This window comes from Stenotrophomonas sp. DR822 (genome assembly GCF_019793815.1).
Taxonomy (GTDB): domain Bacteria; phylum Pseudomonadota; class Gammaproteobacteria; order Xanthomonadales; family Xanthomonadaceae; genus Stenotrophomonas; species Stenotrophomonas indicatrix.
The window spans coordinates 1,680,864-1,706,035 of the sequence record NZ_CP081826.1 but is presented as its reverse complement, the minus strand read 5'-3'; the positions used below and the strand labels follow the sequence as shown (position 1 = coordinate 1,706,035).

Here is a 25,172-nt window from a genome sequence, read left to right as displayed (position 1 = left end):
GCGCCTGGTTGAAGCTGTGCCGATGAAACCCAGTTCCAGTATCTCGTTCGAAGGCCAGGTGGGCCTGGTAACCGGTGCCGCCGGTGGCCTCGGCCTGGCCTACAGCCGCCTGCTGGCCCAGCGTGGCGCGCACGTGGTGATGCATGACGTGGGCGCCGCGACGGACGGCACGGGTACCGATCCGCAGCGCATCGCCCAGGCGGTGGCGGCACTGCATGCCCAGTGCCTGCCGGTCGAAGCCGCCAGCGGCCCCATCAACCAGCGCAGCGGTTGCCACGCGCTCGTGCAGGACATCCTGCAGCGGCATGGTCGCCTGGACTTCATCATCCACAACGCCGGCTGGGTGGCCTACGCCGGTATTGAAGTGGTGGAAGACGATGCGCTGGAGCAGATGCTGTGCCTGGCGGCGAAGACACCGCTGTGGCTGGCACAGGCGGCATGGCCTGCGATGCGTGCTGCCGGCGGCGGCCGCATCGTGCTGACCACCTCCGATCGCGCGCTGTACCCGCAGTATGCGCAGCGCGGCCTGTGCGGCTACGCGATGGCCAAGCTGGCTGCGCAGGGGCTGGTCAATGTGCTGGCCCTGGAAGGCGCCGAGCATGGCATCGTGGTCAACGCGGTGTCGCCGGTGGCCAAGACCCGCATGTGGGGCATCGACGGGGAGCCGGATGAACTGCATCCAGAGGCGGTGGCACCCGGGGTCGCCTTCCTTGCCTCTACGCGGTGCCGGCAGGGGGGCTGGACCCTGCGGGCCAGCAACGGCCAGTTCCATGCATTGCGATTGCAGGAAGCCGAACACGTGGCCTATCCGCGCGACCTGCGTGCGGTGGCAGCGGACAGCATCGAATCGGTGGCCCTGCAGTGGCCGGTCATTGCACGGCCGAGTGTCGATGCGCGCGGTTGAACGCGTACCCTAGGCAGGTCTCCCCCTGCCTGCGATGAAATGATCGATCTGCGCCTGCTCCGCCAGTTCGTGGCGGTGGCCGAAGAACTGCACTTCCATCGCGCTGCTGCACGCCTGCACATGTCGCAGCCGCCATTGACGGCGGCGATGCGGCGCCTGGAAGACGAGGTGGGTACCGGGCTGATCGTACGCGGCAACCGCACGCTGGGCCTGACCGCGGCGGGGCAGACGCTGCTGGTGGAGGCGCGTGCAACCCTGCAGCACGCCGAACAGGCGCTGCAGCGCACGCGGGAAGCGGCGGCAGGGCAGACCGGCAGCCTGCGCGTCGGCTACGTCGGCAGCGCACTCTATGGGCGCCTGCCGGCACTGATCCGCCAGTTCCGCCATGCGTTTGCGCAGGTGCAGCTGCACCTGCACGAAGCCACCTCGCGGCAGCAGCAACAGTGGCTGCGCGAGGGGCGCATCGACCTGGGTATCCTGATTCCGCCGATCATTTGCGCAGAGCTGCATCTGCAGGCGTTCGACCACGATCGACTGGCCATTGCCCTGCCGCGCGCGCATCGGTTGGCCGCACGGCAACGGCTGGACGTCGCCGCGCTGGTGGACGAGCCGTTCGTTTCATGGCCATCGGCCGAAGGCATCGGCTTCCACGCGCAGGTGCTGGGCCTGTGTACTGCTGCCGGCTTCACGCCACGGGTCGTGCAGGAAGCGCAGGGCATGCACGCAGTGCTGTCGCTGGTGGCCGTGGAAGCGGGCGTGGCGATCGTGCCGGCCAGCATGGCCGGGTTCCGTCCCGAAGAAATCGTCTATCGACCACTGGATGGCGGCAGCGCTGCGTTCGAACTGCAGTTCTGCATGCGCCCGGAATCGCCTGCGCCGGTGCTGCAGAATTTCCTGGCGATGGCAGCGCAACCGGTAGTGTCGTGATTGCCAGCTGAGCATCTGTGCTGCGTGCAGTGGTGCGACGCTGATCGGCGTCGTGCATGCCTGCGGAGTGTGACTCGTCCTGCAGTTCTGCCCTTGGAAATCGCACCTGCGGCAAGCCTGATGCGCGGGCGCGGACAACCCCTACATACCGCCTCGGCGACAGCAATCAGCATGCCCCCGTCGGCCATCATCGGCCGGCTGGGATTGGCGTCCCACAATCAACTCTGGCACGTGATCGGCAGGCGCACGGATGGCGCCTGCGGATCTCGTGACCCGCTGTCCGTGGTGGGCGATGTGTGGGGATCACAATGATCCGCCGGTCAGTCCCAGAGTTGTCCGGTACGCCAACCCGCATCGCCCGCCGCCTGTTCGTGGTCAGCCACGAATGCGCTGATGGCGCTTGCCTCGGGGGTGGCAATGCGCGTCGTGCATGGGGAGTGGCGGCGGGCGGTGCATCTATCTGCTCAACGGGGACGGGTGAACGGATGTTCGGCCATGCAATCGATGATGCCCCCGGGCCACGCCCATGGCACCGATCGCAACAACCAGCAGCGCTTCCATGTTGTTGCAGGTCATTGCCGTAGCCAGGGCGGCACCGGCGTCGCGATCCACGCCGGGAAGGCTCCAGGGCTGCGCCGTGCCGGTGGTCGGGACGCGCAAATGCAGCGCCTGCAGTGAACGCAGTTCCACCAGCGACCGGCGCCAGCGGTGTGTTTGCAGGTGGCCGGCGCTGCGCACAGCTCGAAGTGGAAACTGCCGAGGCGACGCGACATCAGGCTGGAATCGGCCAGTTCACTGCTGTGTATCACCGCAGACAACCCTTTGCTGACTACATCCACGAGGCGGTCATTGAAATCAAGTTCCAATTGCACCTGAGGGTAGCGCTGCTGGAGGCCTGGCAGCACCGGCGGCAGAAAACGGTAGCCGATGGTGTGCAGGCCAATCGGCAGCAGGCCGCGGCGTCGCCAGCTCGGCCTGCGGATGCTGGCGCTGTCCGCGCCGACGCAGGTGCTGCCACTGCTCGCCGCGCGCTGTGCCGGCCGGATGGCAAGCACCCGCTGTGTGTGGAGGGGGTGCTGCTCCGTGCGCTGGGGCTGTCAGCACTGACCGCAGGCGGTGCTCTGCAGCATATGCTGCTGCGGCGGTCGTCGGCCGTTGCCGTGCTCGGAACCGGCAGCTGATGGTACCGGGGCTCCGCTCAGGGCAGACCATCTGCGGCGCCGCGGATGCTCATCCAGGCGCCGCCGCCGGGCGCGCTGCCGGCGCGGACACGGAAACCGTGCAGCCCGGCAATGGCGGCCACGATCGACAGCCCCAGGCCAAAGCCGGGCCCTTGCCCGGCACTGCTGCTGCCGCGGAAGAAGCGCTGGTAGATCAAGGTGCGGTCCTGCGGCGGGATGCCCGGCCCGTTGTCGATCACATCGATCCGGGGCGCGCCGTGGTCGTCCATCGCGCGCAGCAGGATGCGCCCGTGCGCAGGCGTGAACTGCAGGGCGTTGGACAGCAGGTTGGCCACCGCTTCGAACAGCAGTTCGCGGTCGCCGCGCAGCATGCCGATCTGCGGCGCCACCTGCAGCTGCAGATCCTGTTGCTTCTCTTCGGCCAACGGCAGGTAGAACTGGTGCAGCTCCTGCAGCAGGTCGGCGATGTCGACCTCGTCGAAGGCCGAACGGCGCTGGTGGCTTTCCAGCTCGGACACGCGCAGCAGGGCGGCGAAGCGCGCCATCAGCATGTCGGTCTCCGCCAGCGCCTTGTCCAGCGGGTCCGCATGCGGGTCGTGTTCGTCCAGACCCACGCGCATGCGGTAGAGGTGTGCACGCAGGCGCGTGAGCGGTGTACGCAGGTCATGCGCGATGCTGTCGCACACGCCTTTGACCTCGGTCATCAGCTGTTCGATGCGTTCCAGCATGGCATTGACGATGCTCGACAGCCGATCGATCTCATCGCGTCGGTTGGATACCGGCAGGCGTTGCCCGAGGTCGCCGGCAATGATGCGGTTGGTGGCCGCTTCGATCTGCTGGATCCGCTTCAATGGGCGCCGGCGCAGCAGATGCCAGCCCACCAGCCCGGGGATGACGGTCAGTGACACGCCCCACAGCAGTGCATCGAGGATGATGCTGTTGACCGCCATCAGCTTGCCGTTCTGGCGCACGAACACCAGTGTCCGGCCATCCCGGGTCACCACGCCGAGCGCGCTGCCACCGCTCTCGTGGCGGCCATCGACCAGCGTCCAACCCGCTACCTGGTGCGAGTTGCCATCCAGCGGCAGTCCTTCGGGGATGGCCGTCAGCGGGCCCGCCATCGCCACGCCGGCCTTGTCGAACAGCCCGTACGTATATACCTGGTGCAGGTCGAAGCGCTGGCTGTCGCGCAGCGCGTCATCCAGCGCCGGGCCGTCGAAACTCATGAACAGATGGGCGCGCTGCTGCAGGCCCGATTCGGTCAGGTCGTTCAGGTAGTCCGAGATGCGCCAGTACATCACGCCCAGCAGCAGGCTGGACCAGGCCACGAACAGGATGCAGTACAGGCCCAGCAGGCGGCTGCTGGATGATCGCCAATGGTCAGGATTGCGCGTCGAAGACATAACCGGTTCCACGTACGGTCAAGATCGGCTGCGGCCGGCCGGGTTGTTCGATGCGTTTGCGCACCCGGCCGATATGCACGTCGATCAGGTTGGTGCCCGGGTCGAAGTGGTAGCCCCAGACTTCCTGGAACAACATGGTGCGGGTGACCACCTGGCCGGCATTGCGGACCAGGAATTCCAGCAGCTTGAACTCGGTCGGCAGCAGGTTGATCTCCTGGCCGCCACGGCGCACCGAGCGGCTCATCAGGTCCAGTTCCAGGTCGCCGGCGCGCAGCACCTTGTCGCTGGCAGCGGCCTGGCCCTGGCGCCGGATCAGCACTTCCACGCGCGCGGCCATTTCATCGGAGGCGAACGGCTTGGTCAGGTAGTCGTCGCCACCTGCACGCAGGCCACGCACACGTTCATCCACGTCCGACAGCGCACTGATCATCAACACCGGCGTGGCGATGCCTTCATTGCGCAGCGTGGTGACCAGGGCAAGCCCGTCGATGCCGGGCAGCATGCGGTCCAGGGTGATCACCGCGTAGCCGCCTGAACGTGCCAGCGCCAGGCCACTGCTGCCGTCGCTGGCCAGGTCCACCTCGAAGCCGTGGCTGCGCAGCTCGGTGGCGATTTCCTCCGCGGTGACAAGGTCGTCCTCGATGGTGAGTACGCGCGGCATGGGCCACTTTGCAGATTGGGACCTGCGCATCCTCGCAACCACGGGCGTGCACTGCAAATGAAAAATGTTTCATGCGTTTTTCGCTGGATCGCGGCGCGCTGTCTTCTATATTCGGCGCCGAACGCTCCCCCCGCGCGTGGAACCTGCTGCCGATGACCCTTCCGTACTTCTCCGTGCCTGCCGCCAACTGGTGCCGGTCGCTGCTGGTGCTTGCCCTGGCCAGCCTGCTGGCCGGCTGCGGCAGGGACGCACCCAAACCAGGCAAGACGACGCCGGAAGTGACCGTGCTGACGCTGCAGAACCAGACGCTGGCGCTGGAGCAGGAACTGCCGGGACGCACCATTGCCTCGCAGGAATCGGATGTGCGCCCGCAGGTGGACGGGGTGCTGGTGAAGCGCCTGTTCGAGCAGGGGCAGCTGGTGAAGGCCGGGCAGCCCCTGTTCCAGATCGAGCCGGCGCTGTACCAGGCCGCCCTGAACGAGGCGCAGGCCAACCTGAAGACCGCCGAAGCGGCCGCCGTGACCGCTCGCCTGCGGGCGCAGCGGATGCAGGCGCTGGGCAAGGACCAGCTGGCCGCGCGCCAGGACGTGGACGATGCCATCGCCAGTGGCCAGCAGGCGGCTGCGGCCGTGCAGGCTGCGCAGGCAGCGCGCGATACCGCCAGCACGCGGCTGGGTTTTGCCACGGTCACCGCACCGATTGCCGGTCGCATCGGGCGCGCGCTGTTCACCCCGGGGGCACTGGTGACATCCGCCCAGGCCGATCCGCTGGCGCGGATCCAGCAGGTCGACCCGATGAACGTGGACATCACCCAGTCCAGCAACGAGTACCTGGCGCTGCGTCGCGCCATTGCCGAGGGGGGCGTGCAGGCCAACAGCGCGCCGGTGCGGCTGCGCCTGTCCGATGGCACCGACTACCCGCTGCCGGGCACGCTGGAATTTGCCGACATCGATGTGCAGCAGGAGACCGGCAGCATCACCCTGCGCGCGCAGTTCCCCAACCCCGAGGGACAGCTGTTGCCGGGCATGTACGTGCGCGCGCAGGTGGGCCAGGGTACGCAGCAGCAGGCGCTGCTGGTACCGCAGTCGGCGGTGGACCGCAGTGCCAAGGGCGAGGCGCAGGCGTGGCTGGTCGACAGGGAGGGCAAGGCGCGGCTGCGCACCTTCCGCACTGCCCGCGCGGTGGGCAACCAGTGGCTGGTGCTTGATGGCATCAGCGCTGGCGAGCAGGTGGTGGTGGCGGGGGCGCAGGGCCTTGCCGACGGCATGCTGGTGCGGATGAAGACGGCGCCCGTGGCTGCGCCGGCCGGAAAGGACTGAGCGCATGCTGCCGCGCTTCTTCATCCACCGCCCTGTATTCGCCTGGGTACTGGCGATCTGCATCATGGCGTTCGGCACGATTGCGGTGACCCAGCTGCCGGTCGAGCAGTACCCGGACATCGCACCGCCGCAGGTCAACATCACCGCCAACTACACCGGCGCGTCTGCACAGACGGTGGAAGACAGCGTCACCCAGGTGATCGAACAGCAGATCAAGGGCATCGACCACCTGCTGTATTTTTCCTCCACCAGTTCGTCTTCGGGGCAGGCGCGGATCACGGTCACCTTCGACCAGAGCGCCAACCCCGATATCGCCCAGGTACAGGTGCAGAACAGCGTCAACCAGGCCATCAACCGCCTGCCGCAGGAAGTGCAGCAGCAGGGCGTGACCGTGGCCAAGTCGCAGGGCGACTCGCTGATGGTGGTTTCGCTGTACGACACCAGCCGGCGCATGGAGCGGGTGGACGTTTCCGATTTCCTGGTCAGCAACGTGCAGGATCCGATCAGCCGCATTGCCGGCGTCGGCGAGATCAATGTGTTCGGCTCGGCCTATGCGATGCGGGTGTGGCTGGATCCGCACAAGCTGCGTGCCTACGACCTGATGCCGTCGGATGTGCGCAGCGCGATCCAGGCACAGAACACCCAGGTCACTGCCGGCGAGCTGGGGGCGTTGCCGTCCAGTGCGACGCAGAGCCTCAATGCCACCGTCACCGCGCAGTCGCGCCTGCAGACTCCGGAACAGTTCCGCGCGATCATCCTGCGCACGCTGCCCAGCGGCGCGGCGGTGCACCTGGGCGACGTGGCGCGGGTCGAGATCGGCGCGGAGAATTACCAGACCAGCAGCTTCCTCAACGGCTATCCGGCTGCGGGTTTCTCGGTGACCCTGGCCTCCGGCGCCAACGCGCTGGCCACTGCCGATGCAGTACGCGCGGAGCTTGAACGGCTGCGGCCTACGTTCCCGCCCGGGCTGCAGGTGGCCTATCCACGCGACAGCACGCCGTTCGTACGGGTCTCCATCGAAGGGGTCATCCACACCCTGATCGAGGCGATCGTACTGGTCGTGGTGGTGATGTTCCTGTTCCTGCAGAACCTGCGCGCCACCCTGATACCTGCGATCACGGTGCCGGTGGTGCTGCTGGGTACCTTCGGCGTCCTCGCGGTGGCCGGTTTCACCATCAACACCCTGACGCTGTTTGCGATGGTGCTGGCCATCGGCTTGCTGGTCGATGACGCGATCGTGGTGGTGGAGAACGTGGAACGCATCATCCACGAAGAGCATCTGCCGCCACGCGAGGCAACCGAGAAGTCGATGGGCGAGATCACCGGTGCGCTGATCGGCATCACCGTGGTGCTCGGTGCGGTGTTCCTGCCGATGGCGCTGTTCGGTGGCTCCACCGGCATCATCTACCGGCAGTTCTCGATCACGATTGCATCGGCCATGGCGTTGTCGGCGCTGGTCGCGCTGACCCTGACTCCAGCGCTGTGCGCGACCCTGCTCAAGCCCTCGTCGGCGCAGAAGCCGCCGGGGCGCTTCTTCGCCGCGTTCAACCGCGGCGTCGAACGCAGCCAGTCGGCCTACCAGGGCAAGCTCGGTGGCGTGATGTCACGTCCGCGGCGCTGGATGGCGTTCTACCTGTTGCTGGTGATCGCCATGATTGCCTTGTACGCGCGCATGCCCACCGGCTTCCTGCCGGTGGAGGACCAGGGCCAGGTGACCTTCCAGTTCTCCACGCCGGAAGGCACGCCGATGGCGCGCACCGAGGCGCTGGGCGAGCAGATCAGCCGTTACTTCATGGAGCACGAGAAGCAGAACCTGGACGTGGTGTTCGTGGTGGTCGGTCGCAACAACGCCGGTACCGGCCAGAATGCGGGGCAGGGCTTCCTGGCACTCAAGCCCTGGGACGAGCGCAAGGGCGACAACACCGCAGCGGCGATCATCGCGCGCGCCAATGCCTATTTCCGCAAGCTGCCCGATGCCAAGGTCAACGTGCTGGCGCCGCCGGCAGTGCGCGGCCTCGGGCAGTCAAGCGGTTTCGAACTGTGGCTGCAGGACACCAGCGCGGCCGGACGCGTAGCGTTGCAGGCCGCGCAGGAGCAGGTGGTACGCGCGGCCGGCGAAGACGACGGGCTGACCTCCGTGCGCTTGAACGGGCTGGGCGACAAGGCCGAGCTGCGGCTGGACATCGACCACGCCCAGGCCAGCGCGCTGGGCCTGGCACAGGCCGACATCAATTCCACGCTGTCTGCCGCCTGGGGTGGCAGTTACATCAATGATTTCCTGGATCGCGGCCGGGTCAAGCGTGTCTACATGCAGGGCGACCAGCCCTACCGCAGCGTGCCCGACGACATCGGCCAGTGGTACGTGCGTGGCGGCAATGGTCAGATGGCCTCGTTCGCCAGCTTTGCCAGCAGCCATTGGGCGCGTGGGCCGCAGCTGCAGCAGCGTTTCAACGGCCTGCCGGCGATGCAGATCCAGGGCAGCGCGGCCGAGGGGCGCAGCTCGGGTGAAGCGATGCAGCGCATGCAGGCGCTGGTGGCTGATCAACCCGGGTTCGACCTGCAATGGAGCGGGCTGTCCTATCAGGAACAACTGGCCAGCAACCAGACGCTGTACCTGTACGCCGCTTCGATTGCCTTCATCTTCCTGTGCCTGGCCGCGCTCTACGAGAGCTGGACGGTCCCGGTGGCGGTGGTGCTGGTGATTCCGCTGGGCGTGATCGGTACGGTGCTGGCGACCACGGCTGCGGGCTTCGTCAATGACATCTACTTCCAGGTGGGGTTGCTGACCACGATTGGATTGTCGGCAAAGAACGCGATCCTGATCGTGGAGTTCGCCGAAGCACGCTACCGCGCCGGCAGTTCAGCGGTGGAAGCGGCACTGCAGGGCGCGCGCCTGCGCCTGCGGCCGATCGTGATGACCTCGCTGGCCTTCGTGGCAGGCGTCATCCCGCTGGCGTTGGCCACCGGCGCCGGCGCGGTCAGCCGGCGTGAAATCGGCATGAGCGTGATCGGCGGCATGCTCTCCGGAACGGTGCTGGCGGTGGTGCTGGTGCCGCTGTTCTTCGTGCTGGTACGGCGGGTGGGCAGGGCGCGGCCGGTGCACTGAGGGCAGGGGCGTCGGCTGTCACCTTCCTGCCGCAGCGCCATCACCCGGTCTTGGCCCGGGCATCGGTAGGGTTGATCGTCCCCGTCCCCCCACGGAGACCTGCCATGTGGTTGCTTGACCGACTCTGGCCCTCGCGCCCTGCGCTGCCCGCCGCGACGCTGCCGCCTGCAGCGGACCTGCCCGCGCGTCGAACGCCGTTGAAGCGTCCGTTGCGCGTCGGCCGGGCCAGCATGGCCCCCTGGCAGAAGATCGCGCCGCCACCCCGGCGCAGCCGCCACTAACCGGTGCGATCAGAGGGGTGGTTGACCCCGTCGCTGACCGGAACGGTTCCCAGCGCGAACGGATCGATGCCTTCCAGGCAGGCTACGTTGTAGCCGTACTGGTCCGGGTTGGAGCGGCGGCGGTGGTGCGTGTAGATGCCACAGACGTCGCAGAAGTAGTGCTCGGCCACGTGCGTGTTGAACTGGTACAGGCGTAGATGGGCCTGGCCACGCACGATATGCAGCCCGTCTTCGGCCACGCTGGCGGCGATGGCGCCGCGGCGCCGGCACATCGAACAGTCGCAGCGGCGCGGGTCGACGATGCCCTCGGGCAGGTCCAGCAGCAGCTCGACGGTGCCGCAATGACAGCTGGCCCGGTGCTGCGCTTGTACGGCGACGCCGGCCACGGTGGTAATGCCCATCCTCGCTCCCTGTATACCCTTGGTGGACGCCAGTATGCGCCCGCCGGCGCCAGCCTGAACCGTCGTGGATGTCGCCGTGAGGCGGCTTGTGGCTAACTATGCCGCCCCGGGACCCCGACAGGATGCCAGTGAAAGCCGCAGGACGATGGATGACAGGATGTGTGATGGTGCTGCTGGCGCTGTGGGTGGCCGGTCTGCTGACCTACCAGATGCCCGGGCCGGGCTGGCTGGGCGTGACCGCAGCGATGCTGTGGCTGCTGGCCGCCGCCTGGGCGGTGTGGCAGGTGGCGCGCGGCCGTGGCACACGCCGGCTATGGGCGGCTTTTGCCGGCGCTCTGGCGCTGGCGGGGTTGTGGTGGCTGCTGCTGACCCCACGCCAGGACCGCGACTGGGCCGATGACGTGGCGCAGCGCCTGCACGTGGAATCCTTCGATGGCCGCCACGTGGTGCTGGACAACGTGCGCGATTTCACCTGGCGCAGCGAGACCGACTACGACGCGCGCTGGGTGCGCCGCAGCTACGACCTGGACCAGCTGCGTTCGGCCGACCTGGTGCTGTCGTACTGGATGGGCCCGGCGATCGCCCACACCCTGGTCTCGTTCGGATTCGAGGACGGGCGCCACCTGGTGTTCTCGCTGGAAATCCGCAAGGAGCGCGGTGAATCGTTCTCGGCACTGGGCGGCTTCTTCCGCAAGTTCGAGATGACGCTGGTCGCGTCCGAAGAAACCGACATCATCCGCACCCGCACCAACGCGCGCGGCGAGGACGTCTACCTGTACCGCCTGCACGGCCTGGACCGCAACCAGCTCAAGACCCTGTTTGCTGCCTACATCGACCAGGCACGCCAGCTTGATGCCACGCCCGGCTTCTACAACACGCTGACCAGCAACTGCACCACGATCGTGTTCGACCTGGCGCGGCATATCGCCCCGCGCCTGCCGCTGGACTACCGGTTGCTGGCCTCGGGCTACCTGGCCGAGTACGCGCAGGAGGTGGGCGCGCTCACGCCTGGCGTGCCGTACGCCGAACTGCATGCCAAGGGCCGCATCACCGAGCGCGCGCTGAAGATGGCACCCGACGATGATTTCTCCACCGTGATCCGCCAGGGCATTCCCGGCACCGAGCAGGACCCGCAGCAATGACCCCGATGATCCTGTTCCGCTGGCAGCGCGTGCTGCCGGCGTTGTTGGCTGCTTTCCTGCTGCTGGGCGGCAGCGGCTGCGCGATGGTCACCGTCAAGCAGGTGGCGTCCAGCGATTACCTGGTCAACAAGCGTGCCGATGTGCTCAACACCGGCAAGCTCAGCCCCGCCTCGCGCGAGACGCTGAGTGCGGCCGGGCTGGACGAATCGCAGTGCGAGAAGGACTTCCTGGTCTGCCGCAGCACGCTGTTGATGACCGATGACCTCAACGTCGAGCAGCGGTTGTCGACGCTGTCCGAGCTGTGGGTGAAGGCCGCTCTGGCATTGACGCCGAAGAAGCAGGCGGCCAACGAACCGCCGATGAGCGATGCAGCGCTGGATGCATGGCTGGAGGCGGCGCGCTATGGCTACGCCTATCTGTTCTACAGCGGGCGCTCGCCCTCCGATCGCGCGTTCGAAGACCGGCAGACGCAGGTACGCGATTACTACAACTATGCTGCCGAGAAGGCCGCCGTGGTGTTGTTCGCGCGTGCCCGTGCCGCAGCGCTGGCCGGCGAGGACTACACCAAGCCGGTATCGGCGGGCAGCTGGACGCTGGCTTCCGATTTCCAGCGCCTTTCATTGAAGAGCATCCCCAAGCAGCTGGTGCCGGCCGGTACCGTCAGCTTCGTCGGCATGCGCAGCACCTATCGCCGCGATGGTTTCGGCGCCGAGCTGGTGATGGTGATGGACCCGCCGAAGCTGGTGGTGCCGGCCGTCGCCGCCGAAGGGGCCAAGGCCGAAACGGCACAGGCGCAGGCCAGCAAGGACGAGCAGGAGGAGGGCGTCCGCCGCGGACGACGCCACCAGCACGATGATTCGGTGCCCGAGTACAGCGAGATGTCCTCGATCAACGTCACGGCATTGCTGCGTTTTGAAGGCAACACGCTGGAAGACGTGATGCGCACCCGCCAGGTGCTGCTGGATGGCTATTCGCCCGAGGCCACCGAGCGCATCACCCTGCATGGCGAAGAGGTGCCGCTGGCGGGCAACTTCACCGCCGCCTACGGCCTGTGGCTGGCGCAGAGCGGGTTCGCCACGCAGTCGCTGCGTACCCTGTTCGGCATGAGCGAGGGCATCGGCGAGCCGCACATCTACCTGATGCAGCCGTGGGACCCGAACCGCCGCATCATCTTCATGCTGCATGGCCTGGGCAGCAGCCCGGAAGCGTGGGTGAACCTGGCCAACGAGATCATGGGTGACCCCGAGCTGCGCCAGCAGTTCCAGGTGTGGCAGGTGTACTATCCGACCAATGCGCCGATCGCGCTGAACCGCTATGAGATCGCCAACGCATTCAACGACACGTTGAAGCACTTCGACCCCAACGGCAGCACGCGCGCCTCGAAGGACATGGTCTACATCGGCCACAGCATGGGTGGCGTGCTGGCGCGCCTGCTGGTCAGCGACTCGGGCGACGTGCTGTGGAACGATCTGCTGGCCAACTACAACCTGAAGGGCGAACGCCTGAAGCGGGTGCAGTCCAAGCTGGGTCCGCTGCTGCACTTCAGGGCCGAACCGAACGTGGAGCGTGCGATCTTCATCGCCGCCCCGCACCAGGGCACGGACATCGCCGGCAACAAGGTCGGCCGCCTGATCGGCCGCCTGGTGCGCCTGCCGCTGACCATCCTCGGCAAGTTCGAGGATGTGTTCCTGGCACTGGCACAGGCCGAGCAGCAGGCCGATGGCACGGCCAAGCCGAAGATTCCCAACAGCATCGACAACCTCAAGGCCAGCGACCCGTTCGTGAAAGCCGCTGCGCAGCTGCCGATCACGCCGGGCCTGAAGTACCACTCCATCATCGCCCAGCGCAAACCGGAACTGCCGGTGGAGAAATCCGACGATGGGCTGGTGCCGTACTGGAGCTCGCACCTGCCGGGCGCGCTGTCGGAGAAGGTGATCATCTCCGGCCACAGCGTGCAGGAGACGCCGCAGGCGGTGCTGGAAGTGCGCCGCATCCTGCACCAGGACATCGATGAAGTGGGTACGGTGGCGAGGCCATGACGTAACGCTCTCCAGGCGTCTACACGCGACGTGCGATCACCGTGGCGAACACCGCCAGGCCCAGGGTGATGGCCAGGCACAGGATGTAACCGGTATGCGGGGCGCTTTCCACGAACAGTGCGAACAGCGCGCCGGATACCGCCAGTGCGGTGGTCACCGACAATGCTTCGCTCAACTGCAGGGCCGAGGTGTTCGCGCCCTGTTCGTGCGGCGGTGACAGTGACAACGTCAGTACCGACAGGCTGGCGTAGATCATGCCCATGCCGAAGCCGGTCAACGTCCAGCCGACCAGGGCGACCGGCAGTGGCACCGCAGTGAACAGCACCGCCAGCGTCGCGGCGATGCCCACGGTCATCAGCGGTGCGCCCACGCGCAGCAGTTGCTGCCGCGACCAGCCGCGCTGCTGGTGACCCTGCAGCCACGAGCCGGTGAACCAGCCCAGCGCACCCAGGCTCAGCACGGCACCGGCCCAACTGGGTGACAGCCCACGCTCGCGCTGCAGCAGCAGGGGCAGGTAGGCCTCGCAGGCGAAGAACGCGGCAGCGGCCACACCACGCAATGCGATCACGCTGGGCAGGCCACGGCGCAGGCGCAGGGTGCCGGCGGGCAACAGCCGATGCACGCAGAACAGCAGCGCCAGCATCGCCACGCCGATGCACAGCAGTGCCGGTACGCCCTGTTGTTGCCCGCCCAGATACAGCAGCAGGGCAGCCAGGGAGGCGCCACTGGCCCAGCGCACGATGTTGCCGCGGCCATCATCGGCAACATCCGTGGCTGCAGCCTGCATGCGCGCCAGCGCCGGTCGCAGCAGCAGGCCGGCCGGTATCGCCAGCAGCGGCACCGCCAGGAACACCCAGCGCCAGCCAAGATGCTGCACGATCACACCACTCAGCGCCGGGCCGATCATCGACGGCACCACCCAACCGGCAGAGAACGCGGCGAAGACCTTCGGCCGCAGATGCTCGGGATAGGTCCGGCCGACCATCACATACAGCGACACCGAAATGGCGCCTGCGCCCAGGCCCTGCAGCAGGCGTCCGGCCACCAGCATGCCCATGCGCAGGGCGAAGCCCGCCAGCAGCAGGCCCAGCACGAAGCAGGCCAGGCCCCACCATAGCGGGCGTGCGGGGCCGTGGCGGTCGGCCCAGCGGCCGGCCAGGGTCATGCCGATCACGCTGGTGGCCAAGGTGCCGCCGAAGCCCAACGCATACAGGCGCAGGCCGTCCAGGGCCTCGGCCACGGTCGGCATTGCCGCGGCCACCGCCAGTGCCTCGAAGGCATGCAGGGAGACCAGGGCGACCATGCCCAGGGTGGTGGCGCGGTAGCGCGCGGACAGGATGGAGGAATCGACCGGATCGGCCGTGGCAGCGGGGGAGGGCATCGGGTTCCTGCGGGGGGCGGACGGGCCGCGCTTGTCATCTGGCGGCGATGGTAGCAGCATGCCACCTCAACCAAAGTTGAGGTCAATCGATGCTGGCACAGGACATGAGCGTCGGCGATGTCGCCCGTCGCAGCGGCGTGGCCGTCTCTGCGCTGCATTTCTACGAGCGCAAGGGGTTGATCAGCAGCCTGCGCACGTCGGGTAACCAGCGTCGCTACGCCCGCGACGTACTGCGCCGGTTGGCGGTGATCCGTGTGGCGCAACGCGTGGGCATGCCGCTGGAAGCGGTGGCACGTGCGTTCGAGAGCCTGCCGCAGGGGCGGGCGCCGACCAAGGCCGACTGGGCCAAGCTGTCGGCACGCTGGCAGGTGGAGCTGGAGGAACGTATCCACGTGTTGCAGCTGCTGCGCGACGAGCTGACCGGCTGCATCGGCTGCGGTTGCCTGTCACTGAAGCGCTGCCGCCTGGCCAACCCGGATGACGTGCTCGGCGAGCGCGGCGACGGCCCGATGCGCTGGGGCTGACCGTGCGGGTGGGTGCCGACCGTGGTCGGCACGCTCGTTACCAGACGGTGATGGTTTCGCCGCTCTGGATGCCTTCTACCGCGCGCTGGAAGGCCAGTGCCGCGCGCTGTGCGGTCACCGCTTCGAAGCCGGGGAAGTAGGGGCCGTAGGCTTCCATCGATTCCACCAGCACGTTCGGGCTGACCACGTTGATGCGCAGCCCGCGCGGCAGCAGTTCCAGCGCCGCCGCCCGCACGAAACCTTCCAGCGCATGATTGACGGCAGTGGCGTTGGCGCCATCGCGGATCGGCTGCGCGCTGACGATGCCACTTGTCAGGGTGATCGAGCCGCCAGCGTTGAGATGGTGCTGCGCGGCCAGTGCAAGGCGTACCTGGCCGAGCAGCTTGTCCTGCAGGCCGACGTTGAACTGTTCGGGTGTCATCTGCTGCAACGGGCCGAAATGCAGCTTGCCGGTGGTGGAGATCACCGCATCGACCGGGCCGGTCTGCGCGAACAGCTCGCGCACGCTGGCGTCGTCGGTGAGGTCCACGCGCAGGTTGCCGCTGTGGCGGCCGGCAGCGAGGATGTCGTGCTGCTGGCCCAGGTGGCGGGCGACCGCCTGGCCGAGGGTGCCGCTGGCACCGACGAGAAGAATCTTCATGACAGCTCCTTGCGAGAGGGGATGGATGCAGTCTGCGCCGTCACCGGCTGGTTTGGTAAGCGGCGTATGATTCGCATATTCCGAACCATGGGTTTGCAATGGATACCTTGCGCTGCATGCAGGCCTTCGTCGCCGTGGCCGAGCACGGTAGTTTTTCCGCCGCCGCCAGCCGCCTGCAGGTCTCGGCGGTGATGGTCGGCAAGTACATCCAGCAGCTGGAAGCGCACCTGGGCACCGCGCTGCTGCAGCGGAACACCCGGCGCCAACGCCTGACCGAAGCCGGCACTGCCTACCTGGCCGGTTGCCGGCAGGTGCTGGAACAGGTGCAGCAGGCCGAGGCGGACGTGGCCGGGCTGCAGGTGCAGCCACGCGGGCTGTTGCGGGTCAGTGCGCCGACCACCTGGGGCAGCTGCGTGCTGGCTCCCGTGTTGAGCGAGCTGCTGCGGGCACAGCCGCTGCTGAACATCGAGCTGGACCTGAGCAATCGCCGCATCGACCTGATCGAGGATGGCTTCGATGCAGCCATCCGCGTCGGTCCGCTGCCGTCGCAGGAACTGGTGGCGCGGCCGCTGCCGCCGTATGCGATGAGTCTGTGTGCATCACCGTCGTACCTGCGCCGCCGTGGTACGCCGCGCACGCCCGCCGATCTTGAAGGACATGATTGCCTGAGCCACCTGGCCTGGCGCGGCGGTCACGGTTGGCAGCTGGCCAATGGCGAACAGGTCGATTGGGAAGCGCGGTTGACCAGCAATGACGGCTACGTGCTCCGCGAAGCAGCCGTGGCGGGCGCAGGCCTGGTGCTGCAGCCGACCGCGCTGCTTGCCGGCGAAATCGCAGCGGGACGATTGAAGCCGCTGCTGCGCGACCATCTGCCCGAGCCACGGCCGATGCACCTGATCTACCTGCCCGACCGTCGCCCACGACCCCGGCTGCAGTGTTTCGTTGATTTCGTCATGGCCAGGCTGGGCGCGTAGATCCACGCATGCGTGGATGGCGGTGGGTGCCGACCGTTGGTCGGCACACCTGTTTCAATCATTGGCCGCAGACAGTTCCTGCCCACGCACCTGCGCCGCACGCAGTGCCTTTTCCACCAACGCTTCAAACCCGCCGGCCTGGAAGCTCTCGATCGCCGCCTGGGTGGTGCCGTTGGGGGAGGTCACCCGGCGCCGCAGTTCGGCTGGGCTTTCACCGGCTTCGTCCAGCATGCGCGAGGCGCCCAGCAGTGTCTGCACCACCAGCGTGCGCGCCGCTTCTGCAGGCAGGCCTTGTGCGATGCCGGCCGCTTCCATTGCTTCGGCCAGCAGGAACACATAGGCCGGGCCACTGCCGGATACGGCGGTGACCGAATCCATCTGCGCTTCGTCGTCGATCCACACCGTGCGTCCCGCGCTGGCCAGCACGCGTTCGGCCTGCGCATGCTGCTGCGCATCCACCGCTGGCGTGGCATACAGGCCGGTGACCCCGGCGCCGAGCAGGGCCGGGGTGTTGGGCATCGCGCGCACCACCGGCAGCGTGCCACCCAACCAGCGCTGCAGCTGCGGGCTGGTGATGCCGGCGGCGATCGAGATCACCAACGGCTCCTGTGCCTGCGCCAACACCTGCAGTGACTGGCAGACCTCGCGCAGCACCTGCGGTTTCACCGCCAGCAGCCACGTGTTGCCCTGCGCCGCCGCAGCGGCCGCGTTGTCGTAGGTCTGCACGCCGAAATCGGCAGCCAGTTTTTCGCGCAGTTCGGCCACTGGCTCGGCCACGTGGATGTGGGTGGCCGGCACGCCCTGCCGGATCAGGCCGGCAATCAGGCTGCGGGCCATGTTACCGCCGCCGATGAAGGTGATGGGATCAGCTGCCATGGGAATCTCCTTGGAATCAGGCCGGGCGCGGACGCGCGCCGAACAGGGCGGTACCGATGCGCACCAGGGTGGCACCTTCGGCGATCGCTTCAGCGTAGTCGCTGCTCATGCCCATCGACAGGGTGTCCACCTGGGCATGAGCGGCAGCCAGCGCCTCGAAAAGTGTGCGCATGCGCACGAACGCGTCGCGCCGGCGCTCGGTGTCGGGCCATGGCGCGGGAATCGCCATCAGGCCGCGCAGGCGCAGGTTCGGCTCGGCGGCGATGGTTGTCGCCAGCGCGTCCACGTCGTCCGGCGCGCAGCCGTGCTTGCTCGACTCGTCATCGATGTTGACCTGGATGAGTACGTTCAGCGGGCCGCGTTCAGCGGGGCGGTAGCGGGCCAGCGCGCCGACCAGCTTGGGCCGGTCCACGCTCTGCACCCAATCGAAGTGCGTGGCCACCGGTTCGGCCTTGTTCGACTGCAGGTGGCCGATCAGGTGCCATTCCAGGCCCAGCGGCTGCAGTTCCTGCATCTTGGCCAGCGCTTCCTGCACGTAGTTCTCGCCGAACGCGGTCTGGCCCTGCGCGGCAAGCGCAGCCACGGCCTCGGCCGGCTGGGTCTTGGACACCGCCAGCAGGCGCGGCGGTGGCCGCCCGGCGGCAGCGGCGGCGTTGTGCAGGTTGCTCAGGATCTGGGGCAGGGGAGTGGCCACGTAACGCGTTCCGTTCAATCAGGAGGCTATACTGCCGCCCGGGGAAAGATCCTTCCAGTCGAAGCCGTTATTGGGGAGTAGCCGCTCATGGATATCGCCGAGCTGTTGGCGTTTTCCGTAAAGAACAAAGCGTCCGACCTGCATCTGTCCGCAGGCCTGCCGCCGATGATCCGCGTGGACGGCGATGTTCGCCGGATCAACATTCCAGCCCTGGACCACAAGCAGGTCCACGCGCTGGTGTACGACATCATGTCCGACAAGCAGCGCCGCGATTACGAGGAGTTCCTCGAAGTCGATTTCTCCTTCGAGATCCCGTCGCTGGCGCGCTTCCGTGTCAATGCGTTCAACCAGAACCGTGGCGCCGGTGCGGTGTTCCGTACCATTCCGTCCGAAGTGCTGACCCTGGAAGACCTGGCCTGCCCGCCGCTGTTCCGCGAGGTGATCCAGCAGCCGCAGGGCCTGATCCTGGTGACCGGCCCGACCGGTTCGGGCAAGTCGACCACGCTGGCGGCGATGATCGACTACATCAACAAGAACGAGTACGGCCACATCCTCACCGTCGAGGATCCGATCGAATTCGTGCACACCTCGCAGAAGTGCCTGATCAACCAGCGCGAAGTGCACCGCGATACGCACGGCTTCAATGAAGCGCTGCGTTCGGCACTGCGTGAGGACCCGGACATCATCCTGGTCGGCGAACTGCGTGACCTGGAAACCATCCGCCTGGCGCTGACCGCCGCGGAAACCGGCCACCTGGTATTCGGCACCCTGCACACCAGTTCGGCGGCCAAGACCATCGACCGCATCATCGACGTGTTCCCGGCCGGCGAAAAGCCGATGGTGCGCTCGATGCTGTCCGAATCGCTGCGCGCGGTCATTTCGCAGGCGCTGCTGAAGAAGGTCGGTGGCGGTCGTACCGCCGCCTGGGAAATCATGGTCGGCACCCCAGCCATCCGCAACCTGATCCGCGAGGACAAGGTGGCGCAGATGTATTCGGCCATCCAGACCGGCCAGCAGTACGGCATGATGACCCTGGACCAGCACCTGCAGGACCTGGTCAAGCGCAGCCTGATCACCCGCAACCAGGCCCGCGAATACGCCAAGGACAAGCGTCTGTTCGAGTAAGGCGAGGCAATGGCGGGGCAGGGCGCGCGAATACGTGGCCGGCCCCGCGCTGTTTCCTCCACCGACCGATTCCTGGTACATGCCCCATTGGGAGCCCGCCGTGAACACCACCGCGACCACCATCGATTTCACCTCGTTCCTCAAGCTGATGGCGCACCAGCGCGCCTCGGACCTGTTCATCACTGCCGGCATGCCGCCGGCGATCAAGGTCAACGGCAAGATTTCGCCAATCACCCAGACGCCACTGACGCCGCAGCAGAGCCGCGACCTGGTGCTGAACGTGATGACGCCGGCGCAGCGCGAAGAATTCGAAAAGACCCACGAATGCAACTTCGCCATCGGCCTGTCCGGCGTCGGCCGCTTCCGCGTGAGCTGCTTCTACCAGCGCAACCAGGTCGGCATGGTGCTGCGTCGCATCGAGACGCGCATCCCGACCGTGGAAGAGCTGAGCCTGCCGCCGATCATCAAGACGCTGGCGATGACCAAGCGCGGCATCATCCTGTTCGTCGGCGCTACCGGTACCGGTAAATCAACCTCGCTGGCAGCGATGATCGGTTACCGCAACCAGAATTCGACCGGGCACATCATCACCATCGAAGATCCGATCGAGTTCGTGCACAAGCACGAGGGCTGCATCATCACCCAGCGCGAAGTCGGCATCGATACCGACAGCTGGGAAGCCGCGCTGAAGAACACCCTGCGCCAGGCGCCGGATGTGATCATGATCGGCGAAGTGCGTACCCGCGAGGGCATGGACCATGCCATCGCCTTCGCCGAAACCGGCCATCTGGTGCTGTGCACGCTGCACGCCAACAACGCCAACCAGGCGATGGACCGCATCGTCAACTTCTTCCCGGAAGATCGCCGCAACCAGCTGTTGATGGATCTGTCGCTGAACCTCAAGGGCGTGGTCGCGCAGCAGTTGATTCCTTCGCCGGATGGCCGCTCGCGCAAGGTGGCGATGGAGATCCTGCTGGGCACGCCGCTGGTGCAGGACTACATCCGCGACGGCGAGATCCACAAGCTGAAGGAGCTGATGAAGGAATCGGTCCAGCTGGGCATGAAGACCTTCGACCAGAGCCTGTTCGAACTGTACCAGGCCGGTGAGATCAGCTACGAGGACGCACTGCGCTACGCCGATTCGCAGAACGAGGTGCGCCTGCGCATCAAGCTCAGCCAGGGCGGCGATGCCCGCACCCTGTCGCAGGGGCTGGATGGCGTGGAGATTTCAGAGGTCCGTTGATCACCGCGTACATGGCGGTCCCCGGCATGCGGGGGCCTGTGCCATGGCGAGCACTACAGGGGAGTGCATATGGATATGCCGTTGGCCCGCAACGTGGTATTGATTGATTTCGAGAACGTCCAGCCGCCTTCCCTGAAGGAGCTGGCCGCGCCGGGGTTCACGGTTCTGGTATTCGTCGGTGCATCGCAGGCACGCATCAGCATGGATGTGGCTGAGGCCATGCAGGCATTGGGCAGCCAGGGTCGTTACATACGCTGCCATGGCAGCGGCCCCAACGCGCTGGATTTCCACATCGCGTTCTATATCGGCGAGATGGCGGCCAGCGATCCCAAGGTGTTCTTTCACATCATTTCCAAGGACACCGGTTTCGATCCGTTGGTGGCACACCTGAGGTCGCGTGGCCTGCAGGCAGGCCGCTGTACCTCCGTGGCCGATCTGCCGATGTTCCGCTCCGCGCGGCAGAAGGCTGCTGCAGCTGCATCGCCTGCAACGAAAACCATGCCGCCGGATACCCGGTTGGTGCATCTGCGCGACTGGCTGGTGCGGCAGGACAAGGCGCGACCCGGTTCAAAGGCGGCACTGCACAACTCCATCAACAACCTGTTCCAGAAGGCTTTGCCTGCGGGTGAAGTCAACGCGCTGGTGCAGCAGCTGCAGCAGAAGAAGTGGATCGTGCTGGAGGGCAACAAGGTCTGTTACCAGGTAGCCGCCATGCGCGCCTGAGCGGCACTGGCGTCGCCCCTGCAGGCTCTGCGATAGTCGCGCGGTCACCGCGCTCGCGGGACAGGGGGAGCCGGCACCCTGCCGGCGTGACAACACGAGGTTCGCATATGGAAATGCACGATCCGTACCGTGCGCCGGCGGCAACGCCTGCGCGTCCACCGGTACTGCAGTCCGCGCAGGACAGCTTCGCCAGATCCAACCAAGCGGTGTATTACTCGCCGCCGACGATGAAGATCGCCGCGCTGTCGCTGGCCACGCTGGGCCTGTATCCGCTTTACTGGTTCTGGCAGAACTGGCGCGCCATCAAGCGCGAAACCGACGGCAACCAGTGGCCATGGGCGCGCGCGCTGTTCTCACCGATCTGGGCATTTTTCTGCTTCAGCGATCTGCGTGATATCGCGCAGTCGCGCCGCCGGCAGCTGGCCTTTGCGCCAGGTCTGCTGGGGGCGCTGTTCTTCCTGCTCAATTTCGCCGGTCGGCTGCCCCATGGCGGCGCGCTGCTTTCGTTGTGCACCTTTGTGCCGCTGCTGCCGGTCAACAGCCTGCTGCGCCGCTACCATCTGGACGAGAAGGTGGACATGCGGCGCATGGACCGCTTCGGCGTCTGGCACGTCCTCATGCTGCTGCCTGGCGTCGCGCTGCTGTTGCTGGCGATCCTGGCGATTGTGGCGGGCGAACTGCATTCATGAAATCCAGTCATGACCGACTGCCATCCAGGTCGTTCAATCCGCTGCCCCCGCAGGCGTATCGTCATCGCTCCCCTACTGGAGCACGACGATGCAGACACGTGAACTCGGCCGCAGCGGCCTGAAAGTCTCCGCCCTGGGCCTGGGCTGCATGGGCCTGAGCCACGGCTACGGTCCCGCCGTCGAGCAGAGCCAGGGCATCGCTCTGCTGCACGCGGCGGTCGAGCGCGGCGTGACCTTCTTCGACACCGCCGAGGTCTATGGACCGCATACCAACGAAGACCTGCTCGGCAGGGCGCTGGCACCGCACCGCGACAAGCTGGTGATCGCCACCAAGTTCGGCTTCAAGGACGCACAGGTCGACACCGGCCTGGACAGTCGTCCGCAGAACATCCGTGCGGTGGCCGAAGCCAGCCTCAAGCGCCTGCGCACCGAGTACATCGACCTGTTCTACCAGCACCGCGTGGATCCGAACGTGCCGATCGAGGATGTGGCCGGCACCGTGCGTGACCTGATCGCCGAGGGCAAGGTGCGCCACTTCGGCTTGTCCGAAGCCAGTGCCGCCACGGTGCGTCGCGCGCATGCCGTGCAACCGGTGGCTGCAGTGCAGAGCGAGTACTCGCTGTGGTGGCGCGAACCGGAACGCGAACTGCTGCCGGCGCTGCAGGAACTCGGCATCGGCTTCGTGCCGTTCAGCCCGCTCGGTCGCGGCTTCCTGACCGGCGCGATCAATGCCGACACCACCTTCGCCGACAACGATTTCCGCAACACCGTGCCACGCTTCGAAGTGGAAGCGCGTCGCGCCAATCAGGCGCTGGTTGACCGCATCACCACGATCGCGGCAGCGCGGGGCGCCACCCCGGCACAGGTCGCGCTGGCCTGGCTGCTGGCGCAGGCACCGTGGATCGTGCCGATTCCGGGTACGACCAGGATCCATCGCCTGGAAGAGAACCTTGCCGCCGCCGACCTGCAGCTGTCTCCCGCGGAGCTGGAGCGCATCGCGCAGACGCTGCAGGAGATCGCCATCGTCGGCGAGCGCTACAACGCGCAGCGCGCAGCGCAGGCCAAGGGCTGATCGCAGTGGGTGCGGACTTTCGTCCTGTGCTGGGTGCGGACCGTTGGTCCGCACGCCTCACCCCACCATCGGCCCGCGCAGCGCATCAAGCACCGTACGCATCGCCACGGTGACATGCCGGCGTGACGGGTAATACGCGTAGTAGCCATCGAAGTGCGGGCACCAGTCATCCAGTGTTGATTGCAGGCGGCCTTCCAGCAGGGCCGCCTGCACCTGGTCTTCGGGCAACCAGGCCAGTCCGCTGCCGGCCAGCGCTGCAGCCCGTGTCATGCCCATGGTGTTGAAGGTCCATTGGCCGGAGACACGGATGCTGAGTTCGTTGCCGTCCTGGCCGAAATCCCACGGCATCAGGCCGCCATGGGTGGGCAGGCGCAGGGTGATGCAGTTGTGCGCGGCCAGATCGTGCGGATGCACCGGCGCCACGTGCTGGCGGAAGTACGACGGTGCGCCCACCACGCGCATGCGCAGCGGCGGACTGATCGGCAGCGCCACCATGTCGCGTGCCAGGCGCTCACCGAGACGGATGCCGATGTCGTAGCGCTCGGCGACGATGTCGGCCAAGCCGTAATCGGTGGTCAGCTCGACCTTCAGGTCCGGGTACTGCTGCAGCAGCGGTGCCAGCCTGGGCCAGGCCAGGTACTCGGCGGCGTGGCCGGTGGCGTTGATGCGGATGGTGCCTGCGGGGCGCTCGCGGTACTCGGCCAGCGCGGCCAGTTCGTCTTCGATCTCGGCCAGGCGCGGCGCCAGGGTTTCCAGCAGGCGGGCACCGGCCTCGGTGGTGGCGACGCTGCGGGTGGTGCGGGTCAGCAGGCGCACGCCCAGTCGCTCTTCCAGCCCGCGCATGGCGTGACTGAGGGCGGATTGCGAGACGCCCAGCTGGGCAGCGGCCTTGGTGAAGCTGCCTTCGCGGGCAACGTGGACGAAGGCTTGCAGATCGTTGAGGTTTTCACGCGGCATGAGGGGATGATACGGCCGGGCTGCGCCCGGCGCCCGCAGTAGTGCCGGCCGCTGGCCGGCAACCTCAACAGCAACAGCCGAAGCAAGAGCAAAAGCTGGTTCCTGTGGGATGGCGGGGTGGGTCCGGTTGCAGGGGACGCTGCAAGTACGTCCCTGTAAGCTCGGTCGCGCCATCCATGGCGCTCACGCCCCTGCAACCGGACCCACCCCGCCTTCGACAGTTTCCCGGTGCTGTTGGTAGGTGTCGACCTTGGTCGACACGTAGATCCACGCCATGCGTGGATGCGTACCCGGTGGTACCGGCGCTGGTCGGTAAATGCCGATGTCGATTTGTGGTTCCGTGGTTCGTCGAATGGGTACTTTCCAAACAACAGGGAGCAGCACATGAGCACCGATAGCAAACCCAAGGGCCCGGCGTCCTATTTTCCTTCCATCGAAAAGACCTACGGGCAGCCGGTGACGCATTGGCTGGGGCTGCTGGCCAAACGGCCGGGCTTGAAGCATATGGAGCTGGTCAGCTTCCTGAAATCCGAGCACGGGCTGGGCCATGGCCACGCAAACGCCCTGGTCGCCCACCACCTGGCCACCCGGCGCTGAGACAACCGCTCCACCGAGCGCAGCGACCCGCTTCTGCTCTTCTTTTCTCTCTACGTGGCTGGACGCGCACGGAACCTGTCCGGGGGCCGGGTGGGTGGGCTGTGCAGGGGCGTGAGCCGCATGGGCCCGAGGCATGCCTCGGGCGGGTTGGGCAGGACGCTCAACCCCGGTCTTGCCGTGCGCGCGGGATAGCGCGCACGAGCAAGCGGCGACCGAGCTTACATGGACGTACTTGCAGCGCCCCCTGCACAGCCCACCCGCCCGGCCCACTGCCAGATTCGGAGGCAGTATGCCGCCCAGCCACGAGCGGCTG

Annotated in this window: 23 protein-coding genes and 1 pseudogene; 15 read left to right on the top strand and 9 right to left on the bottom strand. The window is 66.9% G+C overall.

Annotated elements, in window-relative coordinates:
• Positions 1–22: 22 nt before the first annotated feature.
• Entirely contained in the window at positions 23–904 is an 882-nt protein-coding gene (locus K5K93_RS07885; protein WP_222390481.1) for an SDR family oxidoreductase, read from the top strand.
• 39 nt (positions 905–943) lie between these two features.
• The gene (locus tag K5K93_RS07880; RefSeq protein WP_222390480.1) at positions 944–1,831 is read left to right on the top strand and encodes a LysR family transcriptional regulator; all 888 of its coding nucleotides are present in this window, start codon (positions 944–946) and stop codon (positions 1,829–1,831) included.
• 516 nt (positions 1,832–2,347) lie between these two features.
• On the opposite strand, the pseudogene K5K93_RS07875 reads toward K5K93_RS07880, so the two are convergent.
• The 3 genes and pseudogenes from K5K93_RS07875 to K5K93_RS07865 form a co-directional block, all read right to left on the bottom strand.
• Positions 2,348–2,787 (bottom strand): annotated as a pseudogene (locus tag K5K93_RS07875) (LysR substrate-binding domain-containing protein); the annotation flags it as partial.
• A 242-nt stretch (positions 2,788–3,029) separates the two neighbouring features.
• Positions 3,030–4,415, bottom strand: a complete 1,386-nt coding sequence (locus K5K93_RS07870) for a HAMP domain-containing sensor histidine kinase (RefSeq protein WP_222390479.1) — start codon at positions 4,413–4,415, stop codon at positions 3,030–3,032.
• The gene (locus tag K5K93_RS07865) at positions 4,393–5,076 is read right to left on the bottom strand and encodes a response regulator transcription factor (RefSeq protein ID WP_222390476.1); all 684 of its coding nucleotides are present in this window, start codon (positions 5,074–5,076) and stop codon (positions 4,393–4,395) included. The genes K5K93_RS07870 and K5K93_RS07865 overlap by 23 nt, the downstream gene beginning before the upstream one ends.
• A 152-nt stretch (positions 5,077–5,228) precedes the next feature.
• Here K5K93_RS07865 and K5K93_RS07860 point away from each other — a divergent pair, with 152 nt between their 5' ends.
• From K5K93_RS07860 to K5K93_RS07850, 3 genes are all read left to right on the top strand, one after another.
• Entirely contained in the window at positions 5,229–6,395 is a 1,167-nt protein-coding gene (locus K5K93_RS07860) for an efflux RND transporter periplasmic adaptor subunit (protein ID WP_222391015.1), read from the top strand.
• A gap of 4 nt (positions 6,396–6,399) precedes the next feature.
• Positions 6,400–9,501 (top strand): efflux RND transporter permease subunit, encoded by a 3,102-nt coding sequence (locus tag K5K93_RS07855; protein ID WP_222390474.1) that lies wholly within the window; start codon positions 6,400–6,402, stop codon positions 9,499–9,501.
• Positions 9,502–9,605: 104 nt separating this feature from the next.
• Positions 9,606–9,782, top strand: a complete 177-nt coding sequence (locus K5K93_RS07850; RefSeq protein ID WP_167552076.1) for a hypothetical protein — start codon at positions 9,606–9,608, stop codon at positions 9,780–9,782.
• On the opposite strand, the gene K5K93_RS07845 is transcribed toward K5K93_RS07850, so the two are convergent.
• Positions 9,779–10,183: a GFA family protein gene (locus tag K5K93_RS07845; protein ID WP_025874047.1), complete on the bottom strand. Its 405-nt coding sequence runs from the start codon at positions 10,181–10,183 to the stop codon at positions 9,779–9,781. The two genes, K5K93_RS07850 and K5K93_RS07845, sit on opposite strands and share 4 nt — an antisense overlap.
• Before the next feature lie 164 nt (positions 10,184–10,347).
• On the opposite strand from K5K93_RS07845, the gene K5K93_RS07840 reads away from it, so the two are divergent.
• Both K5K93_RS07840 and K5K93_RS07835 read left to right on the top strand, forming a co-directional pair.
• Positions 10,348–11,325 carry a DUF4105 domain-containing protein gene (locus K5K93_RS07840; protein WP_222391014.1) on the top strand — a complete coding sequence of 326 codons (978 nt, stop codon included), beginning with the start codon at positions 10,348–10,350 and terminating at the stop codon, positions 11,323–11,325.
• Positions 11,322–13,364 carry an alpha/beta hydrolase gene (locus K5K93_RS07835; RefSeq protein WP_222390473.1) on the top strand — a complete coding sequence of 681 codons (2,043 nt, stop codon included), beginning with the start codon at positions 11,322–11,324 and terminating at the stop codon, positions 13,362–13,364. The genes K5K93_RS07840 and K5K93_RS07835 overlap by 4 nt, the downstream gene beginning before the upstream one ends.
• A gap of 19 nt (positions 13,365–13,383) precedes the next feature.
• Here K5K93_RS07835 and K5K93_RS07830 read toward each other — a convergent pair whose 3' ends face one another.
• Positions 13,384–14,805 (bottom strand): MFS transporter, encoded by a 1,422-nt coding sequence (locus tag K5K93_RS07830; RefSeq protein WP_222390470.1) that lies wholly within the window; start codon positions 14,803–14,805, stop codon positions 13,384–13,386.
• Positions 14,806–14,834: 29 nt separating this feature from the next.
• On the opposite strand from K5K93_RS07830, the gene soxR reads away from it, so the two are divergent.
• Positions 14,835–15,269, top strand: a complete 435-nt coding sequence (soxR, locus tag K5K93_RS07825) for a redox-sensitive transcriptional activator SoxR (RefSeq protein ID WP_222390467.1) — start codon at positions 14,835–14,837, stop codon at positions 15,267–15,269.
• A 37-nt stretch (positions 15,270–15,306) separates the two neighbouring features.
• On the opposite strand, the gene K5K93_RS07820 is transcribed toward soxR, so the two are convergent.
• On the bottom strand, positions 15,307–15,909 hold the full coding sequence (locus tag K5K93_RS07820; RefSeq protein WP_222390464.1) for a short chain dehydrogenase: 603 nt from the start codon (positions 15,907–15,909) through the stop codon (positions 15,307–15,309).
• A gap of 98 nt (positions 15,910–16,007) precedes the next feature.
• On the opposite strand from K5K93_RS07820, the gene K5K93_RS07815 reads away from it, so the two are divergent.
• A complete protein-coding gene (locus tag K5K93_RS07815; protein ID WP_222390461.1) occupies positions 16,008–16,883 on the top strand; it encodes a LysR family transcriptional regulator in 876 nt (291 codons plus the stop codon).
• A gap of 54 nt (positions 16,884–16,937) precedes the next feature.
• On the opposite strand, the gene proC is transcribed toward K5K93_RS07815, so the two are convergent.
• Both proC and K5K93_RS07805 read right to left on the bottom strand, forming a co-directional pair.
• Positions 16,938–17,759: a pyrroline-5-carboxylate reductase gene (proC, locus tag K5K93_RS07810; protein WP_222390459.1), complete on the bottom strand. Its 822-nt coding sequence runs from the start codon at positions 17,757–17,759 to the stop codon at positions 16,938–16,940.
• Positions 17,760–17,775: 16 nt separating this feature from the next.
• Positions 17,776–18,453 (bottom strand): YggS family pyridoxal phosphate-dependent enzyme, encoded by a 678-nt coding sequence (locus K5K93_RS07805; RefSeq protein ID WP_222390456.1) that lies wholly within the window; start codon positions 18,451–18,453, stop codon positions 17,776–17,778.
• An 87-nt stretch (positions 18,454–18,540) separates the two neighbouring features.
• On the opposite strand from K5K93_RS07805, the gene K5K93_RS07800 reads away from it, so the two are divergent.
• The 5 genes from K5K93_RS07800 (at position 18,541) to K5K93_RS07780 (ending at position 23,305) form a co-directional block, all read left to right on the top strand.
• Entirely contained in the window at positions 18,541–19,578 is a 1,038-nt protein-coding gene (locus tag K5K93_RS07800; RefSeq protein ID WP_004147099.1) for a type IV pilus twitching motility protein PilT, read from the top strand.
• Positions 19,579–19,726: 148 nt separating this feature from the next.
• Entirely contained in the window at positions 19,727–20,821 is a 1,095-nt protein-coding gene (locus K5K93_RS07795) for a PilT/PilU family type 4a pilus ATPase (protein ID WP_229291357.1), read from the top strand.
• Positions 20,822–20,890: 69 nt separating this feature from the next.
• The gene (locus K5K93_RS07790) at positions 20,891–21,544 is read left to right on the top strand and encodes a PIN domain-containing protein (protein WP_222390454.1); all 654 of its coding nucleotides are present in this window, start codon (positions 20,891–20,893) and stop codon (positions 21,542–21,544) included.
• 107 nt (positions 21,545–21,651) lie between these two features.
• The gene (locus K5K93_RS07785; protein ID WP_222390452.1) at positions 21,652–22,233 is read left to right on the top strand and encodes a hypothetical protein; all 582 of its coding nucleotides are present in this window, start codon (positions 21,652–21,654) and stop codon (positions 22,231–22,233) included.
• Between the two features lie 88 nt (positions 22,234–22,321).
• On the top strand, positions 22,322–23,305 hold the full coding sequence (locus K5K93_RS07780) for an aldo/keto reductase (protein ID WP_222390450.1): 984 nt from the start codon (positions 22,322–22,324) through the stop codon (positions 23,303–23,305).
• A gap of 57 nt (positions 23,306–23,362) precedes the next feature.
• On the opposite strand, the gene K5K93_RS07775 is transcribed toward K5K93_RS07780, so the two are convergent.
• A complete protein-coding gene (locus tag K5K93_RS07775; protein ID WP_033830519.1) occupies positions 23,363–24,262 on the bottom strand; it encodes a LysR family transcriptional regulator in 900 nt (299 codons plus the stop codon).
• Positions 24,263–24,646: 384 nt separating this feature from the next.
• Here K5K93_RS07775 and K5K93_RS07770 point away from each other — a divergent pair, with 384 nt between their 5' ends.
• Positions 24,647–24,859, top strand: a complete 213-nt coding sequence (locus K5K93_RS07770; RefSeq protein ID WP_222390449.1) for a DUF4287 domain-containing protein — start codon at positions 24,647–24,649, stop codon at positions 24,857–24,859.
• Positions 24,860–25,172 lie beyond the last annotated feature (313 nt).

Excerpts from the sequence above, each read along its gene's own strand:
- K5K93_RS07885 (WP_222390481.1), top strand. The coding sequence starts at position 23 with ATGAAACCCAGTTCCAGTATCTCGTTCGAAGGCCAGGTGGGCCTGGTA.
- K5K93_RS07880 (WP_222390480.1), top strand. The coding sequence starts at position 944 with ATGATCGATCTGCGCCTGCTCCGCCAGTTCGTGGCGGTGGCCGAAGAA.
- K5K93_RS07870 (WP_222390479.1), bottom strand. The coding sequence starts at position 4,415 with ATGTCTTCGACGCGCAATCCTGACCATTGGCGATCATCCAGCAGCCGC.
- K5K93_RS07865 (WP_222390476.1), bottom strand. The coding sequence starts at position 5,076 with ATGCCGCGCGTACTCACCATCGAGGACGACCTTGTCACCGCGGAGGAA.
- K5K93_RS07860 (WP_222391015.1), top strand. The coding sequence starts at position 5,229 with ATGACCCTTCCGTACTTCTCCGTGCCTGCCGCCAACTGGTGCCGGTCG.
- K5K93_RS07855 (WP_222390474.1), top strand. The coding sequence starts at position 6,400 with ATGCTGCCGCGCTTCTTCATCCACCGCCCTGTATTCGCCTGGGTACTG.
- K5K93_RS07850 (WP_167552076.1), top strand. The coding sequence starts at position 9,606 with ATGTGGTTGCTTGACCGACTCTGGCCCTCGCGCCCTGCGCTGCCCGCC.
- K5K93_RS07845 (WP_025874047.1), bottom strand. The coding sequence starts at position 10,183 with ATGGGCATTACCACCGTGGCCGGCGTCGCCGTACAAGCGCAGCACCGG.
- K5K93_RS07840 (WP_222391014.1), top strand. The coding sequence starts at position 10,348 with ATGGTGCTGCTGGCGCTGTGGGTGGCCGGTCTGCTGACCTACCAGATG.
- K5K93_RS07835 (WP_222390473.1), top strand. The coding sequence starts at position 11,322 with ATGACCCCGATGATCCTGTTCCGCTGGCAGCGCGTGCTGCCGGCGTTG.
- K5K93_RS07830 (WP_222390470.1), bottom strand. The coding sequence starts at position 14,805 with ATGCTGCTACCATCGCCGCCAGATGACAAGCGCGGCCCGTCCGCCCCC.
- soxR (WP_222390467.1), top strand. The coding sequence starts at position 14,835 with ATGCTGGCACAGGACATGAGCGTCGGCGATGTCGCCCGTCGCAGCGGC.
- K5K93_RS07820 (WP_222390464.1), bottom strand. The coding sequence starts at position 15,909 with ATGAAGATTCTTCTCGTCGGTGCCAGCGGCACCCTCGGCCAGGCGGTC.
- K5K93_RS07815 (WP_222390461.1), top strand. The coding sequence starts at position 16,008 with ATGGATACCTTGCGCTGCATGCAGGCCTTCGTCGCCGTGGCCGAGCAC.
- proC (WP_222390459.1), bottom strand. The coding sequence starts at position 17,759 with ATGGCAGCTGATCCCATCACCTTCATCGGCGGCGGTAACATGGCCCGC.
- K5K93_RS07800 (WP_004147099.1), top strand. The coding sequence starts at position 18,541 with ATGGATATCGCCGAGCTGTTGGCGTTTTCCGTAAAGAACAAAGCGTCC.
- K5K93_RS07795 (WP_229291357.1), top strand. The coding sequence starts at position 19,727 with ATGGCGCACCAGCGCGCCTCGGACCTGTTCATCACTGCCGGCATGCCG.
- K5K93_RS07790 (WP_222390454.1), top strand. The coding sequence starts at position 20,891 with ATGGATATGCCGTTGGCCCGCAACGTGGTATTGATTGATTTCGAGAAC.
- K5K93_RS07785 (WP_222390452.1), top strand. The coding sequence starts at position 21,652 with ATGGAAATGCACGATCCGTACCGTGCGCCGGCGGCAACGCCTGCGCGT.
- K5K93_RS07780 (WP_222390450.1), top strand. The coding sequence starts at position 22,322 with ATGCAGACACGTGAACTCGGCCGCAGCGGCCTGAAAGTCTCCGCCCTG.
- K5K93_RS07775 (WP_033830519.1), bottom strand. The coding sequence starts at position 24,262 with ATGCCGCGTGAAAACCTCAACGATCTGCAAGCCTTCGTCCACGTTGCC.
- K5K93_RS07770 (WP_222390449.1), top strand. The coding sequence starts at position 24,647 with ATGAGCACCGATAGCAAACCCAAGGGCCCGGCGTCCTATTTTCCTTCC.